Below are 17,806 nucleotides of genomic sequence, written 5' to 3' on the forward strand. Positions count from 1 at the left end.
AGTAGCTTTTATTACATAAATAATTAATAGAGGAGCATTTTATATGTTTAATTCTGTAAAAAGAAAACTTGTTTGTTATGATGATAATGAATACTACATAGAGATTAGTCCTTTAACTAATACCATAAGAGCAACCTTATGTTGTAAGGGGGCAATTGAGGCTTATTTAGTTGGAGATTTTAATAATTGGGAAAAAAGCGAAAATTTTAAGCTTAATTGGGGCTTGGATACTAATGATGGTAGAGTAAAAATGATTAAAGATATTACCTTTCCTTGCGGACTAAAGAAGGGGGAATATAAGTATGGATATATAATTATTACTCTAGATGGAAAAGAAATATATGTAGATAACTTAAATGAAGAGAAAAATGATTTTTATTTCCTTTGGGAGCCCTTTGAAGAATCCTTAGAAGTAAAAAGTTCAAGAGATTTTATATCTACTAGATACCCAGTTGAATTAATAGCTGTTAAAAATTCATTTTATGGAAATATAACCATTGAAGAAGCGGTTCTTTCCATAGAGAACTCTTTAAAGGGAGTAACTTTAGAAAATGGTTTTTTAAAGATCAATGAGGAAGTAGCCCCTGGCACTAAAATTATAGTAAAGGCCTATGATTCTTTAAATGACATGACAGCTTATAAGGAAATTGAGGTTAGAGAAGAAGGGGAAAAAGGGACTTTTGTACAATTTTTAAAGAATGATGGATTATATTATGGAGAAAATTTCAGCTGGAATATTTGGGGCTTTGGAGAAAATAGCTCAGGTAAAGAATTTAATTTAAATATTAAAACAGATTTAGGTGTAGGAACTTTTGTAGATGAAGAGAAATTTATAGTAAGAAAGAGAACTTGGGGATGTAACTGGGTAAATGATTGGAATGAGCAGACATATACTTTTTATTTAGGTAAGAAAGATAGAAATTTATTTTGCATATATGAAAACAATAAGATATTAACTTCTTTAAAGACTGCCATAGAAGAAACTACCCCTAAAATACAAGTTGCCTTAATGGATCATAAAAATACTATAAAAGCATATCTTTCTCATAAGCCTTTAATTGGAGTTAAGTATGGATTGTATATAAACGGAATAAAGGCTAAGGGAGTTTCAACCCTAGTTAGAGAAAATGAAAAAGAAGTTTTAATCACTAATCTTCCAAGTGATATAGATCCATCAGATTTATTAGAAGTAAGAGCTTCTAGTATGTTTTCAAGTTGCAAAGTAATAGTAAGAGATTATTTAAATGATTATTATTATGGAGGAAATGACCTAGGGGTAAGATTTAGTGAAGAAAATATAAGCTTAAGGTTGTGGGCACCTACTGCTAAAAAAGTAGAATTATTAATATATGAAGATTATAAATCTCTAAGGGAAAATCCTTTAAGAAAATATGATATGAATAGGGAAAAAGGAAATGGAACTCATTTAATTAAAGTACCAAGAAAAGAAAATGAGGGTAAATATTATTTATATAGATTATACTTTAATGATTTAAGCAAAGAAGGTAAACATGTAAATAAGATGACCTATGCTGTAGATCCCTATGCTGTTTCAGTAGGAGTAAATGGAGAAAAGGGAGCTTTAGTAGATTTATTTAGTAAAGAGTGTGTACCAGAAGGATGGAATAAATATAATAAACCTAAGTTAATAAATAAAGAAGACTCAATAATTTATGAGATGCATATTAGAGATTTTACCATAAATGAAAATTCAGGAGTTTCTGAAAGCTTAAGAGGAAAATTTTTAGGGGCAGTTGAAGAGGGAACTTTCTATATTAATAAAGAAAATGGAAATAAGGTTAAGACAGGATTAGATCATTTAAAGGAATTAGGGATAACCCATGTTCACTTGCTTCCAGTCTTTGATTTTGCTTCTGTTAATGAAGAAATAAGCAATGATGAAAATAATAGAAACTGGGGATATGATCCTAAAAACTTTAATGCCATAGAAGGAAGTTATTCAACAGACCCATATAAACCTTCAAGAAGAATAATAGAGTTTAGAGAGATGATAAAAAGGTTTCATGATAATGGAATAAGAGTTGTATTAGATATGGTTTATAATCATATGTATGAAACTTTAAACATGGATAATATAGTTCCTTCATATTACTTTAGAAGTGATAAATTGGGAAAATATACAAATGGATCTGGCTGTGGAAATGAAATGGCCTCTGAAAAGCCTATGGTTAGGAAATTTATTTTAGATTCCATATTACATTGGATTAAAAATTATCATATAGATGGATTAAGATTTGACTTAATGGAGCTTATAGATTTAGATACTATGAAGGAAATAGTAAAAAGAAGTGAAGAGATTGATGAAAAAATACTTATTTATGGGGAGCCTTGGAAAGGTGGAGATTCTCCTTTAAGTAATGGAACTTACAAGGGAAGTCAAAAAGGTCTTGGATTTTCCATATTTAATGATGATTTTAGAAATGCTCTAAGAGGAAATAATGACCCATCTAATGGATTTATAAATGGAGAACAGCACAATAAAAATAAAGCTTGGCAAGTTATAGAAGGAATTAAGGGATCCATAAATTCAATAACCTATAAACCTATGGAAAGTATAAATTATTTAGAAGCACATGATAACTATACCCTATGGGATCAAATAGTAAAAAGTCAAAATCACAGTGTGGAAAAGGGACATTATAGAGATTTTAATGAAAAAAATATATTAGATAATTTTTATGTTAAGGAAGATTTACTAGGAGCTTCTATATTATTTACTTCTCAAGGAATTCCCTTTATTCAATCTGGAGCTGAAATTTTAAGATCTAAAGATGGAGATCATAATAGCTATAAGAGTCCAGACAGTATAAATGCTTTAAATTGGGCAGAGAAAGAAAAGTATATTGATGTTTTTAATTATTATAAAGATTTAATAAGTTTAAGAAAAAATCACAGTGCTTTTAGAATGAAAAACCCAGAGGATATAATAAAAAATTTAGAAGTTTATTTTTATGACAATAATGATACTAGCGGAGTAATAATAGCTCACTATAAAAATAATGCTAATGAAGATTTATGGAAAGATATAGTGGTAATATATAATGGAACTACCATTGATGATTATAATGTAATTTCTTCTATGCCTAAATCAAGTAATGGCTTTTGGAATATTGCAGTTAAAAATGGGGTTGTAAATCAGTTGGGTATAGAAAGAGTGAGTGAGGATGAAATTCCTAAAATAAAATCTCATTCTATGATGATCCTTTATGATTAATAAAAAAGATAAATAATTTTTAAAAGACTACATAGAATATATCTATGTGGTCTTTTTTGCTTTTAAATTAAGGTAACAAATAAAAAAATAAGTAATATATTAAAGTTAGAAAGAATATATAGGATTATTAAAAAGGAGTAAGAGATGAGTAGAATTTTAAGTATTTTAAATATATGTGAGAAAAGTCTAGCTTATAGGGATTATCATGAGTATATATTAGGATTAATAAAAATATATACTGAAAATGAATTGAAGACCTATAAAGAGGACAATTTAGAAAAATTAAGGAAGATGAATAATATAAATTACTTATTAGAACAAAAAAGAACTGATTTCTTCTGGAGAATGAATAGAATGTTTCAGGGACTTGATTATGATGAATTAAAAACTTTAAAAAAAGATAGTAAAAGTTATGAAATAAAAAGAAATATTAATGAGGTTATAAAAGAAAAAAGAAATAAAAAATAATAAAGAGAAATACTTCAAAAAGTATTTCTCTTTATTATTAAAAGATTATTTGATAATGTCAATAATTTTGTGTAAACTATCTAAAAAATATATTGAAAATTATTAAGGTTTAGATATTGATTTATTTAAACCTTAATTTTCTTTTTATGTAATTATATTGAATATAAATTATACAAAAAATATAGCTATTATATTAAATTTTTTAATATAAATGGTTGTCAAGACGCTCGTCGAAATAAATTGAAAGTTGTGCTAAGATTTGAGACCATCCCCTAATAGATTGAACCCATTTTTTTGTTATATCTATTGTTGCAAGATAAAGTATTTTAAGCAAAGCTTCATCTGTAGGAAAAGATGTTTTAGTTTTAGTAACTTTTCTTAATTGTCTGTTGTAGCCTTCCATAGCATTAGTTGTATATATTATTCTTCGTATCTCCGGTGGATATTTAAAGAATGTAGATAGTTCCTCCCAATTGTTTCTCCAAGATTTTATAGCAAGTAAATATTTATCTCCCCATTTCTCCTCAAGAGAAGTTAAAGCTTGAAGTGCAGCATCTTCATTTACAGCAGTATATACTAGTTTTAAATCAGCATTAAACTCTTTAATATCTTTATATGATAAATAACGACTAGAATTTCTAATTTGGTGAATAATGCAACGTTGTACCTCAGTATTCGGATATACGGCTTTTATAGCTTCTTTAAAGCCATTTAATCCATCTATACAAGCTATAAGAATATCTTTAACTCCCCTGTTTTTCAATTCATTTAAAACAAGTAACCAGTACTTTGAAGATTCAGCAGCACCAATCCAAATACCTAAAACATCTTTCTTACCTTCAATATTTACACCGATAGCAGCATAAGCAGCCTTATTAACTATAGAATTATCTTTTTTAACTTTAAAATGAATAGCATCCATAAAAACGATGGGATATATACTTTCTAATGGTCTACATTGCCATTCTTTTATAGAAGGTATTATTTTATCAGTTATATTTGAGATTAGAGTAGGAGAAACATCCATGCCATACATTTCATTAACTTGAGTTGCTATATCTCGTGTAGACATGCCTTTCGCATACATACCTATTATTGAACTTTCTAGTCTAGATATATCAGTTTGATGTTTCTTTACGATTTGTGGTTCGAAAGAACCCTCACGATCTCTTGGGATATCTAAATCAAATAATCCTAAATCAGATTTAACAGTTTTCTTACTTTTTCCATTACGAGAATTAGTAGTATTTTTATTTATATAATCATATTTTGAATATCCTAAATATTCTTCCATTTCTGCTTCAAGCATTTGTTGAATTAAATCACCGAATAAACTTTTAATGGCATTTTGAGCATCTTCAGCAGTCTTTATGTTAGGATTTTTGGCAAGTTGTTTTATCAATTCTTTTTCGGAATAAGACATAGTCTGTGCACCCTCCTTTTGTATGATACTTAATTATATCATTTTAGTAGTTTACACAGACTATTTTACACTCTCGATTATTTTTCAACTTCTCCATCCCATTTAGATATTCCATCTTTCATGTGAACAAGATTTTTAAACCCATTTTCCTTTAAGATATCCATAGCTTCAGCACTTCTCTTTCCACTTCTACAGTAAACTAAAACTAATTCATCTTTAAACTTTTCTATGTCACTTAGGTTTTCTTTAAGTTCATTAACTGGAATTTGAATTGCATTTTTTAAATGTCCTTCAGCAAATTCATCTTCATTTCTAACATCTAAGATTAGAGTAACTTCCCCTTCATTTATAAGTTTTTTAGATTCTTCTATTGAGATATCTTTTGCAACTGCTTCAGCTGGCGCTTCACTTGATGATTCAGAACTTGTTTGTGTATTAGTTCCAGTATTAGTATCCTTTTTTTCAGTACTATTATTACCACATCCTATAAATAAGCTAGTTGTTAAAGTCAAACTAAGTAATAATAATGATATTCTTTTCATAAATATCCTCCCTATCTTCAAACATATAAATAGAATTTAACATATTATTACATAATAAGGCAATTAAGAAAATGTTAATATTTAAGGGCTCAGCTTAAGGTTATTGACAATTACTTTAATAATCTTTATAGTTAACTGTGTGAAATTATGTTTAAAATAATATATATTAAAAAATATTTTATTATATAGAGATAGATTTTTCTAAAATGGAGATTAACAATGAAAAAAAATAAACTATCAATTAAAACAATTGTAGCTATAGGAATTGGCTCAGCAGTTTTTATGATATTAGGTAGATTTGGTTCTTTGCCTACAGGAATTCCTAATACAAACATAGAAACAGCATATGCGTTTTTAGCTTTAATGGCATTGTTATATGGTCCTTTAGCTGGTTTTTTAATAGGATTCATAGGACATGCTTTAAAAGATATAATATTCTTTGGATCACCTTGGATAAGTTGGGTTTTTGCTTCAGGTATAGTAGGATTAATAATTGGATTTGGAGCTAGATTTATAAAAATTAATCAAGGAGTATTTAAGTTAAAGCAAATACTTATGTTTAATTTAATACAGATAATTGCCAATGGAGTGGCGTGGTTTTTAGTAGCACCAACTTTAGATATATTAATTTACTCTGAACCTGCAAATAAGGTTTATCTACAAGGGGGAATTGGTGGAATTTCTAATATGGTTACTGTTGGAGTTTTAGGAACTATTTTAATAGCTAATTATGCTAAAACAAGAATACAAAAAGGTAGCTTAAGAAAAGAATATTAGAAGTATATGAGGTTGTGGGAAAGATATTTTCAGACAACCTTTTTTTGAAGTTTAATTTAGGAGATGTATAAAACTTAAATATAGAGTTAAAAAATAATATATACAATTCCTTAACTTAAAATGATTATTTGAAAGGAAATTGATATGGAAAGAAAAGCAATAATAGAGTTTAAAGATTTTACTGCTCATTATACAGTTCAATCAAAGCCAACTTTAAATAACATAAATTTAACTATATATGAAGGAGAAAAAGTTCTTATAGCTGGTCCTTCAGGGTCAGGAAAAAGTACATTAGCTAACTGTATAAATGGATTAATACCATTTTCAACTGATATTGAAATTTCAGGAAGTCTTAAAATAAAGGGAAAAGAAACTAAAGATTTAAGTGTTTTTGAAATATCTAAAATGGTAGGAACTGTACTTCAAGATCCAGATAGTCAATTTATAGGATTAACTGTGGCTGAAGATATAGCTTTTAAATTAGAAAATAACTGTGTATCTCAAGAAGAGATGAAGAAAAAAGTTAATTATGTATCAAAAATAGTTGATATAGAAAATAGATTAGACTTAGCTCCATATAGTCTTTCAGGAGGACAAAAGCAGAGGGTAACCTTAGCTGGAACTATTGTTGATGATGTGGATATACTTCTTTTTGATGAACCTTTAGCAAGCTTAGATCCAGCAGCAGGAAAAGCTTCTATAGAACTTATAGATAAAATACAAAAGGAAGAAAAAAAGACAGTAATAATAATAGAACATAGATTAGAAGAAGTTTTAAATTGTGATGTAGACAGAATAATACTTATGAATGAAGGAGAAATTATTGCTGATACAACTCCAAATGAAATCTTAGCTTCTAATAAATTAAAAGAGTGTGGAATAAGAGAACCTTTATACATAACAGCACTTAAATACAGTGGATATGAATTAAATAAAGAAATGAACCTTGAACATATAGATAAGTTAAAGCTTAGTGATGAGGGCGAGAAATTAAAAAATTGGTATAAAAGTTTAAATTTTAATAAGAAAGAAAGAGAAGAAGACACCCTATTAGAATTTAAAAATGTATCTTTTTCTTACGATAAGAAAAAAGATATATTAAGTGATATTAATTTTAAAATTAATAGGGGAGACATAGTAAGTGTAGTTGGGAAAAATGGTGCTGGTAAATCAACTGTATCTAAGCTTATATGTGGTTTTTTCAAAGAATCAAAGGGAGATATAATATTTGAAGGAAAAAGTTTAGATGGAAAGACTATTAAGGAAAGAGGAGAAGAAATAGGAGTTGTTCTTCAAAATCCAAATCAAATGATATCTAAAACAATGATCTTTGATGAGGTTGCATTAGGCTTAAGAGTTAGAGGAATTGATGAAAAAGAAGTTAAGGAAAGAGTACTTGAAACCCTAAAGACCTGTGGTTTATATCCATATAGAAATTGGCCAGTTTCTGCACTTAGTTTTGGACAGAAAAAGAGGGTTACTATAGCTTCAATACTAGTTTTAAATCCTAAGGTTATAATACTTGATGAACCAACAGCAGGACAAGACTATAAACATTATAATGAAATAATGGAGTTTCTTCTAAAACTTAATAAAAAGGGAGTTACAATAATTTTAATAACTCACGATATGCATTTAATGCTTGAATATACAGACAAGGCTATTGTAATTTCAAATGGACGTAAAATAGCTGATACAACATCAGCAGAAATACTTACAAATAAAGAAGTTATAGAAAAGGCAAGCTTAAAAGAAACTTCATTATATGATTTAGCCTTGAAATTTAAGGTGGAAGACCCTAAGGATTTTGTTTGTAAATTTATTGATTTTGACAGGGGGGCAAGAAATTAGTGGATGCAATGCTTACATATATAAAAAAGGATTCTCCTATTGATAAACTTACTGGAGCAACTAAGCTTATTTGTTTTATATTTTGGACATTAGCTGCCATGCTTACATATGATACAAGAGTATTAATTGGCATGCTTATATTTAGTTTAATTATATTTAAGGTCTCAAAAATAGAGTTTAAAGAAGTTTCTTTTATAGTTTATTTTATATTATTCTTTTTATTTTTAAATGATTTAGCTATTTTTATATTTTCACCTTATGAAGGAGTTAATATATATGGAACAAGACATGATATATTTCATATAGTTGGGCCATACACACTAACATGGGAACAATTATTTTATGAGTTTAATGTTACATTAAAATATTTATCAGTTATACCTATGGCACTTTTATTTATACTTGCAACAAATCCAAGTGAGTTTGCTGCATCTTTAAATAAAATAGGTGTTAGTTATAAAATATCATATTCTGTATCAATAGCTTTAAGATACATACCAGATATTCAAAGGGAATATCATGATATATCTTTTGCTCAACAAGCAAGAGGAATTGATATGTCTAAAAAAGAAAAGTTAGGAAAAAGAATAAAGAATATATCTTCAGTTTTAATGCCACTTATTTTTTCAAGTTTAGATAGAATAGAAAATATAAGTACAGCAATGGAGCTTAGAGCCTTTGGAAAGAATAAAAAAAGAACTTGGTACAATGAAAGAAAATTTTCTAAGGGTGATTACTTAGCTATTATTGTAGTCATATTAATATTTGTTTTATCATTATACTTTACATTTAATAATGGAAGTAGATTTTATAATCCTTTTATAAAATAGTAAATAAAAATATAATTTAATAGTTAATATAAAGTTTAAGTAAGGGCGTGATCAAAATAACTTTTGATACAGCCCTTTTATTTTATTACAATCAAAAGCGTTCTTTGTTGATTATTTTAGGGTAATAGAAAAATAAAAGATGAAAATGAAATAAATATTAATAAATTTTAAACAAAGTGTTGAAATTGTTAATAAATATAAGGTATATTTGTATTTGAGAAATTTAAATGTAATTTTAAAGTTTAAGGAGATTATAAATGTATGATAGTCAGAAAGAAGAGAAAAAATTAAAGAGAAAATTGTTTTTTAAAATCTTTAACTACAATTTCTTAAAGGATAGAAATATAGAATATAAAGAGTTTAGATATGGTGATAATAAAAGAGATTACTATAGAGTATATAAAGGCTATGATAAAAGAAAGCCTACCATATTCTTTATATATAGTGGAGGTTTATGGAAGGGGAGCCCTAAAGGCTGTGCGGCTATAGGTAAGTTTTTCTATAAGTATGGCTTTACTGTAGTAATTCCATCCTATGAGTTAGCTCCAGAACATAAATATCCAGTGCAAATGGAAAATATATTTTCATCATTTAAGCATTATGTAGAAAATAATAACTTTAATAGAATAGTAGTTATGGGATATTCTTCAGGAGCAGATTTAGCTGCAAATTTAGTTTACAATGAAGACATGAAAGAAAAATTCAATATAGACAGTAATATAATATCTTCTTTTATAACACTAGGAGGAACCTTAGATTTTAGTCAATGTAATTCTAAAGAATATGAAAAGTATATAAAAAGGTATTTATATGGAAAAGAACAGATTTTTGATGTTAATCCAATAAATCTAGTAACTGAATATTCACCTAAAATCCCTGTACTATGTGTACATGGCTCTAAAGATTGTATAGTTAGTTGTGAAAATTCTAAAAGGTTTGTAGAAAAAATAAATAAATTTAAAGGCAATGGGCAGTTTTTAAAATTAGATGAATATCAACATTCAGATTTACTAAACTTATTTATTGGATTAGGAAATGAAAAAACTGGAGATATAATGAGTTTTATTAATAGATGTTAAATTTATATTTAGAGCATAGTAATTTTACTATACTCTTTTTTTATTTTTCTTTCTAAGAACCTAAAATTAATCTTTTATTTTAATAATATTTTTATGTTAAAGTAATTATTTTAATAAATAAAGTTTTAATTGCTAATACTAAAAATTAATAATTAAAAGTATACATATAAAAATGTTTAACTAGCTTAAATGATATAATATTTAATTTGTGAAAGCGCTTTCTAAGTGTTTTTCTTAAGTATTAATAAAGTTGAAATAACTTGTATATAAAGTGTTAATCTGCGAAAAGAAATAACTGTAAAAAAGATACAAAAAAAGATTAAAAAGGTTAAAATACATAAAATGTAAGTTTGGGTTTTGTATAAAATAATAAATTATGTCTAATTACTATAAAAATGAAAATAAAATATTAAAATAAAAAAAACGTTATAGAAGGGCATCGCTTTCACAGTTTAATATAATCTTGTAAACTCGAACGTTAAGTTTAAAATAGCTTATGAATATTAGTTTATTACATTTTTATTATTAACTTAACTTTAAGGTTAGTACATAAGCTTTAAAATAAGAATTATTTTAATAGGTATTAAGGAGGATTATTAAATGAAAAAGAAATTTCTTTCTGCTGTGTTAGCAGTACTTACAACAGCTACTTTACTTGCGGGATGTGGTGGTTCAAATGATGGACAAGCAACGAGTGATAGTGGTTCTAAGGGGAATAAAATGAAGGTCGGAATGGCTACCGATGCAGGTACTATAGATGATAAATCATTTAACCAAGGAACATGGACAGGAATCGAAAAGGCTAAAACTGATTTAGGAATAGAAAATAAGTACTTAAAACCAAATGGTACAACAGAAGCTGATTATTTAAAAGAAATAGGAAATCTTTATGATGCAGGATATAAATTTATAGTAACTCCTGGATTTAAATTTGAAACAGCTATATATAAGGGACAAGAAAAATATAAAGATGCTAAATTTGTATTATTAGATGGTGCTCCTCACTCAGGTGAAAAAGACGCAAAACCAGAGGTAGGATCAAATACAGTTTCAATATTTTTTGCTGAAGAACAAGCTGGATTTATGGCTGGAGTTGCTACAGCTTTAGAACTTAAAGAAGGTGACTTAGGATTTATAGGTGGTATGGAAATTCCATCAGTACAAAAGTTTAACTGGGGATTCCAACAAGGAGTAGCTTTTGCTAATGAAAAATTAGGTACTAAGATGTCTCTTCAAGAAAAAAATGTTATATATCAAGGATCATTTGATGATTCAGCTGCTGGTGGACAAATTGCTGCTCAAATGTATGACAATGGTGTAAAAGCTATATTCTGTGCTGCTGGTGGAGTTGGTGTAGGAGCTATACAAGAAGCTAAAAATAGAACTGCTTCAGGAAAAGAAGCTTGGATAATCGGTGTTGACGTTGACCAATACGATGATGGTATATATGAAGGAGATAAATCTGTAATACTTACTTCAGCTATTAAGAGAATAGACCACGCTTCATACGATATGATAAAGAAAGAATTAGATGGAAGTTTCCCAGGAGGACAAACTTTAAGATATGATGTAACAAATGATGGTGTAGGTTTACCTGATAAAAATCCAAACTTAAGTGAAGAAACAATAACTGAAGTAAATAAAGTATTTGAACAGTTAAAAAATGGAGAAATAACAGTTTCTGCTGAGCAAGGAGACTTAATAAAGTAATTTAAAAATTCAAGGAAGTTTTTATTAAGGAGATGGGGCTTCCCTCTCCTTTTATTTATATTAAGTTAATAATAGAAAAAATAAATTTATGATATAAAAATCAAATTTGTTAAAGGTATAGAATTTTTTAGTATTAAGGAGGAGAACTTATGGAATATGTAGTAGAAATGCTAAATATCCGTAAAGAATTTCCAGGTATAGTAGCAAATGATAACATAACTTTGCAACTAAGAAAAGGAGAAATACATGCTTTGCTTGGAGAAAATGGAGCAGGTAAATCTACTTTAATGGGAATTCTTTTTGGAATGAACCAACCTGATAGAGGAATTATAAAAGTTAAAGGTAAAGAAGTTAAAATTACTAACCCTAATGTTGCCAATGACCTTGGAATAGGTATGGTACATCAGCATTTTAAACTAGTTGAAAACTTTACCGTAACTCAAAATATAGTTTTAGGATGTGAGCCTAAAATTCTATTTGGATTAGGAATGGACTTAAATAAAGCAGCGAAGAGAATTGAAGAATTATCAAAGCAATATGGATTAAATGTTGATCCTTATGCAAGGATTGAAGATATATCTGTTGGTATGCAACAAAGAGTTGAAATATTAAAAATGCTTTATAGAGATGCTGATGTTCTTATACTAGATGAGCCTACAGCAGTTTTAACTCCGCAGGAAATTGATGAACTTATAAAAATAATGAAAAATCTTATAAATGAGGGAAAATCAATAATAATTATTACTCATAAGCTTAAAGAGATAAAGGCTGCCGCAGATAGATGTACAGTTATAAGAAGAGGAAGATATATTGGTACTGTAGATGTAAAAACTACTAGCGAAGCTGAAATGGCTAAGATGATGGTAGGAAGAGAAGTATCATTTAAAGTTGATAAGAAACCAGCTAATCCAGGTGAGGTAGTATTAGATATAAAAAATCTTTCAGTTAAGAATAATAAGAAAGTATTAGGACTAAAGAATTTTTCTATTGATGTTAGAGCAGGAGAAATAGTAGGAATAGCCGGAGTAGAGGGTAATGGTCAAAGTGAACTTATTGAAGCTATTACAGGGCTTAGAAAAAGTGAAAGTGGGACTATAAACTTTAAAAATAAGAATATAACTGATGAATCTATAAGAAATAGAATAAATTCAGGTATTGCACATATTCCAGAAGATAGACATAAAAGAGGATTGGTTTTAGATTATACAATTGAAGATAATATGGTTTTAGAAGTATACAATAAAAAACCATTCTCAAATAAAGGTTTATTAAATAGAAAAGAAATAAAAAAATATGCAGAAAAAATAATAGATGAATTTGATGTAAGGTCTGGTGAAGGTGCTGAGTCTGTAGCAAGATCTCTATCGGGAGGAAATCAGCAAAAAGCAATTATAGGACGTGAAATAGAATTAAATCCAGAACTTCTAATAGCAGCACAGCCTACAAGGGGACTTGATGTAGGTTCTATAGAATATATCCATAAAAGACTTGTTGAACAAAGAGATGGTGGAAAGGCTGTCCTTTTAGTATCTCTTGAATTAGATGAAATATTAAATGTTTCAGACAGAATTGCAATAATAAATAACGGAGAACTTATAGGAATTGTAAATGCAGATGAAACAAATGAAAATGAAGTAGGTCTTATGATGGCTGGTATAAAAGGAGGAGAAAAGCATGAAGTTTAAACAGTGTATTATATCTTTAATGGCTATTTTATTAGGACTTATTGCTGGTGCTATTTTAATGGCTATTATGGGGCATAATCCAATAGATGGTTATTCTTTCTTATTCCAAGGTGGACTTATGAACATAGAAAGAATAGGAAATACTTTAGCTACAGCTACTCCTCTTATATTAACAGGGCTTTCATTAGCTTTTGCTTTTAGAACTGGATTATTTAATATAGGGGCTCCAGGACAAATGCTTATGGGAGGATTTTTTGCTACAGCAGTAGGATTAACAGTGAAATTACCAGCTCCAGTATTAATTCCATTAATGATTCTTGCTGGAATACTTGGGGGAGCTTTGTGGGCATTTATACCAGGCGCTTTAAAAGCTAAGTTTAATGTTCATGAGGTTGTTTCAACAATAATGATGAACTGGATAGCTTATTGGATAGTTTATTATATGGTTCCTATGTATTTTAAGGGAGAATTCTTAGAAACTGAATCAGCACAGCTTCCAGCTACAGCTACTTTAAGAATACAAGCACTTACAGATTTCTTTCAAGGATCATTTATAAACATGGGAATATTAATAGCACTTGTTTCCGTATTTGCTATTTGGTTTATACTAAATAAAACAGTTTTAGGATACGAATTAAAGGCTGTTGGATTCAATAGAGATGCTGCAGAATATGCAGGTATTTCAGTAAATAGAAACATAGTATTATCAATGATGATAGCTGGTGCTTTAGCAGGACTTGCAGGTGTTGTTCAATATACAGGAAACGCTACAAGCATACAAATAGGGGTTATGCCAACACAAGGATTTGATGGTATAGCAGTAGCTTTACTTGGTGCAAGTAATCCTATAGGAGTTTTATTCTCAGCTTTATTCTTTGGTATCTTATACACTGGAAAAGGATTTATGAATGCTATGACAAGCATACCTCCAGAAATAGCAGATACTATAATGGCTACAATAATATACTTTGCAGCTACTAGCGTAATAATGGAAAGAGTGTTTAATAAATTTCAAAAAAGAAAGAAAGATAAATTAAATAAAAATACCAATCAGGAAACAACTAAAGAAAGGGTGGTGAGCAAGTAATGTGGGGAACAATTCAACAAATATTTCCGTATGCTATAGCCTTTACTATACCTCTTTTAATAACTGCATTAGGTGCTTTATTTTCTGAAAGAAGTGGTGTAGTAAATATAGGACTTGATGGTCTTATGATTGTAGGATCTTTTACTGGAGCATTTACAGTTTCAAAGCTTCAAGAGGCTATGCCAGGTAGCTCACTTCCTTTATGGATTGGTTTAGGAGTTGCAGTTTTAGTAGGCGTGTTATTTTCTTTATTACATGCTTTTGCAAGTATAAATTTAAATGCAGATCAGGTAATAAGTGGTACTGCTATAAATATGATAGCTGGAGCTTTAACTGTATTCTTAGCTAGAAATATGACAGGTAGTGGTAATATAAGAATTATGCAAGGTTTTATACCAAAAGATATTCCAGTATTATCTTCAATACCAATAATAGGGGATTTATTCTTTTCAAAAACTTATGCAACTACATGGTTAGTTATTGCAATACTTGCTATAAGTACATTCTTATTATATAAGACAAGCTTTGGATTAAGGCTTAGAGCGTGTGGAGAGCATCCTCAAGCTGCTGATGCCGCAGGTATAAATGTTTATAAAATGAGATATATAGGAGTTATGATATCAGGAGCATTTTCATCTCTTGGTGGAGCTATAATACTTGTAACTTATGGTGGAGAATTTACAGGAAGCGTTGCAGGACTTGGATTCTTAGCTTTAGCTGCTTTAATATTTGGTCAATGGAAGCCATGGGGAATATTAGGAGCAACTTTATTCTTCGGCTTTGCAACAACTATAGCAAACGTATCTCAAATAATACCATCGCTTTCAGCTATACCTCCAGTAATACTTAAGATATTCCCATATGTTGTTACCTTAATAGCATTAATAGTATTCTCTAAAACATCTCAAGCGCCTAAGGCTGCTGGAGAGCCATATCAAAAGGATAAGAGATAGTAAATTTTAAAAACTTATCTCTGGATAGTATTTTATTATATCCAGGGATAGTTTTTTTATTTTGAAATATATTTTTAGTTATCATTAATTTAAAGAGAAGAACTTATATATGTAAAGCTGTAAAAACAAAACTAATTTATTTATATCCTTTATATTTTAAAGATAATTAGCCATAATAGAGTTAAATAAAGTTTAAATGGAGGAATTATTATGTTAGCTAAAGATTTTTTGAATTTTAAAAATTGGTGTGTTGTTGGTGATGTAGGCAATGAGAAAAAGTATGGATATAGAATTTTAAATAAGCTTAAAGAAAATGGATATAACGCTTTTGGAGTTAGCTTAAAAGAAGGAGAAAACATATTTAAAAGCTTATCAGAAGTTCCTTATAACATCGAGGTTATAGATTTATGTATAAATCCTATTAAGGGAATAGAATTTATTAAAGAGGCTAAAGCTTTAGAAATAAATAAAGTTTTGATTCAACCAGGTGCTGAAAGCGAAGAGATTTTGAATTTTTGTAAGGAGAATAGTATTTGTGCTATAGAAGGATGTGCACTAGTTGAACTAAGTAGAAAGTAATATTTAAAAAGTTCGCATGTTTAATAAAAAAGTATTTATTGAATAGATTTAAATTATAAAAATATGGTTTTATACGTACTATAAAGAGATAGGTTCGCTTGAATATACGTATAAAGTGAAATGTAATTACAAAAAAACTTATTAATTTCACTTTTTCGACAAAAATATTCGTAAAAGTATTGATAAATATAAAAAATCTGATAATATATTAAAGGTGATTTAGAAAAACAAATGAAGGAAAGAGTGAGATTATGGAAAAGTTCTTTAAGCTTAAAGAAAATAACACTGATGCAAAAACAGAATTTATTGCTGGATTAACTACTTTTATGACAATGGCTTATATACTTATAGTAAATCCATCAATATTATCAGCAGCAGGAATGGATCAAGGAGCTGTATTTACAGCAACGGCTTTATCAGCAGTAATAGCAACTTTAATAATGGGACTTTATGCTAAGTTACCCTTTGCACAAGCTCCAGGAATGGGACTAAATGCATTTTTTGCTTATACAATAGTTATTCAAATGGGATATTCATTTGAATTTGCTTTAACTGCAGTTTTATTAGAAGGAATAATATTTATACTTTTAACTATATTTAATGTACGTGAAGCAATAGTAGATTCAATACCAAAGGGAATTAAAAATGCTATATCAGTAGGTATAGGATTACTTATTGCCTTAATAGGATTAGAGGGTGCAGGAATCGTAGTACATACAGATGGAGGAACTATAGTTTCTTTAGGAAATATAGTTTCAGGCTCAGGACTTTTAGCAATAATAGGTCTTTTAATAACAAGTGTTTTAATAGCTAAAAATGTTAAGGGAGCATTATTTATAGGTATGATTATTACTGCAATAATAGGAATACCTATGGGAATAACTCCATTACCAAGTAAGATTATTAGTATGCCACCTTCAATAGCGCCTACTTTCTTCAAGTTCGATTTCCACAACATATTCTCTTTAGATATGGTAATAGCATTATTTACATTATTATTCATGGATATGTTTGATACAATAGGAACTTTAGTTGGAGTTGCAACTAAGGCTAAAATGTTAGATAAGGACGGAAAAGTACCTAACATAAAGAAAGCTTTATTTTCTGATGCAGTAGGTACAACATTAGGAGCTTGTTTAGGAACAAGTACAGTAAGTACTTTTGTAGAGAGTGCTTCAGGGGTTGCAGAAGGAGGAAGAACTGGATTAACAGCAGTTTCAACTGCATTTATGTTCTTCTTAGCTTTATTCTTTGCTCCATTATTTGCAGTTATAACTCCAGCGGTTACAGCATCAGCTTTAGTTTTAGTTGGATTATTTATGATAGAACCAATAAAAGAAATAGACTTACATGATTTTACAGAAGCTATACCAGCTTTCTTAACAATAATCATGATGCCATTTGCTTACTCAATATCAGATGGTATAGTATTTGGAGTTATATCATACATAATATTAAAATTATTCTCTGGAAAAAGAAAAGAGATAAGTTTAACTACTGTTATTTTAGGATTAGTATTTTTACTTAAATTTTTAATATAATAATTAATAAAATAGACTATGTGATTTTATCATGTAGTCTATTTTT

General features: G+C 28.6%; 14 protein-coding genes. 12 read left to right on the plus strand and 2 right to left on the minus strand.

The genetic code is table 11. The features are described 5' to 3' along the window. The first annotated feature begins 43 nt into the window (after window positions 1–43). Together pulA and QP548_RS03050 are read left to right on the plus strand one after the other, a co-directional pair. Window positions 44–3,235 (plus strand): type I pullulanase, encoded by a 3,192-nt coding sequence (pulA, locus tag QP548_RS03045; RefSeq protein WP_061428711.1) that lies wholly within the window; start codon window positions 44–46, stop codon window positions 3,233–3,235. A 144-nt stretch (window positions 3,236–3,379) separates the two neighbouring features. Continuing rightward, window positions 3,380–3,703 carry a hypothetical protein gene (locus tag QP548_RS03050; RefSeq protein WP_061428710.1) on the plus strand — a complete coding sequence of 108 codons (324 nt, stop codon included), beginning with the start codon at window positions 3,380–3,382 and terminating at the stop codon, window positions 3,701–3,703. A 202-nt stretch (window positions 3,704–3,905) separates the two neighbouring features. Here QP548_RS03050 and QP548_RS03055 read toward each other — a convergent pair whose 3' ends face one another. After that, a complete protein-coding gene (locus QP548_RS03055) occupies window positions 3,906–5,126 on the minus strand; it encodes an IS256 family transposase (protein ID WP_061428709.1) in 1,221 nt (406 codons plus the stop codon). Between the two features lie 77 nt (window positions 5,127–5,203). Further along, a complete protein-coding gene (locus QP548_RS03060) occupies window positions 5,204–5,668 on the minus strand; it encodes a rhodanese-like domain-containing protein (protein WP_061428708.1) in 465 nt (154 codons plus the stop codon). A 219-nt stretch (window positions 5,669–5,887) separates the two neighbouring features. On the opposite strand from QP548_RS03060, the gene QP548_RS03065 reads away from it, so the two are divergent. From QP548_RS03065 to QP548_RS03110, 10 genes are all read left to right on the plus strand, one after another. Next, window positions 5,888–6,445: an ECF-type riboflavin transporter substrate-binding protein gene (locus QP548_RS03065; RefSeq protein ID WP_061428707.1), complete on the plus strand. Its 558-nt coding sequence runs from the start codon at window positions 5,888–5,890 to the stop codon at window positions 6,443–6,445. 144 nt (window positions 6,446–6,589) lie between these two features. After that, window positions 6,590–8,296, plus strand: coding sequence for an ABC transporter ATP-binding protein (locus QP548_RS03070; RefSeq protein ID WP_061428706.1), 1,707 nt, complete (start codon window positions 6,590–6,592; stop codon window positions 8,294–8,296). Beyond that, a complete protein-coding gene (locus tag QP548_RS03075; protein ID WP_081109956.1) occupies window positions 8,296–9,126 on the plus strand; it encodes an energy-coupling factor transporter transmembrane component T family protein in 831 nt (276 codons plus the stop codon). Before QP548_RS03070 ends, QP548_RS03075 begins: the two co-directional genes overlap by 1 nt. A gap of 257 nt (window positions 9,127–9,383) precedes the next feature. Beyond that, window positions 9,384–10,205, plus strand: a complete 822-nt coding sequence (locus QP548_RS03080; protein ID WP_061428705.1) for an alpha/beta hydrolase — start codon at window positions 9,384–9,386, stop codon at window positions 10,203–10,205. Window positions 10,206–10,805: 600 nt separating this feature from the next. Further along, window positions 10,806–11,915, plus strand: coding sequence for a BMP family lipoprotein (locus QP548_RS03085; RefSeq protein ID WP_061428704.1), 1,110 nt, complete (start codon window positions 10,806–10,808; stop codon window positions 11,913–11,915). Window positions 11,916–12,064: 149 nt separating this feature from the next. Then, entirely contained in the window at window positions 12,065–13,600 is a 1,536-nt protein-coding gene (locus tag QP548_RS03090; protein ID WP_061428703.1) for an ABC transporter ATP-binding protein, read from the plus strand. Then, window positions 13,590–14,687, plus strand: a complete 1,098-nt coding sequence (locus QP548_RS03095; protein ID WP_061428702.1) for an ABC transporter permease — start codon at window positions 13,590–13,592, stop codon at window positions 14,685–14,687. The genes QP548_RS03090 and QP548_RS03095 overlap by 11 nt, the downstream gene beginning before the upstream one ends. After that, window positions 14,687–15,640 (plus strand): ABC transporter permease, encoded by a 954-nt coding sequence (locus QP548_RS03100; RefSeq protein ID WP_061428701.1) that lies wholly within the window; start codon window positions 14,687–14,689, stop codon window positions 15,638–15,640. The genes QP548_RS03095 and QP548_RS03100 overlap by 1 nt, the downstream gene beginning before the upstream one ends. 210 nt (window positions 15,641–15,850) lie before the next feature. Next, the gene (locus QP548_RS03105) at window positions 15,851–16,219 is read left to right on the plus strand and encodes a CoA-binding protein (RefSeq protein WP_061428699.1); all 369 of its coding nucleotides are present in this window, start codon (window positions 15,851–15,853) and stop codon (window positions 16,217–16,219) included. 251 nt (window positions 16,220–16,470) lie between these two features. Then, complete coding sequence (locus QP548_RS03110) at window positions 16,471–17,760, plus strand: NCS2 family permease (protein WP_061428697.1); 1,290 nt, start codon at window positions 16,471–16,473, stop codon at window positions 17,758–17,760. The last annotated feature ends 46 nt before the right edge of the window (window positions 17,761–17,806 follow it).

Origin of the sequence: Clostridium sp. UMB9555A, from assembly GCF_030222355.1 — a bacterium.
Lineage (GTDB): Bacteria > Bacillota > Clostridia > Clostridiales > Clostridiaceae > Sarcina > Sarcina perfringens.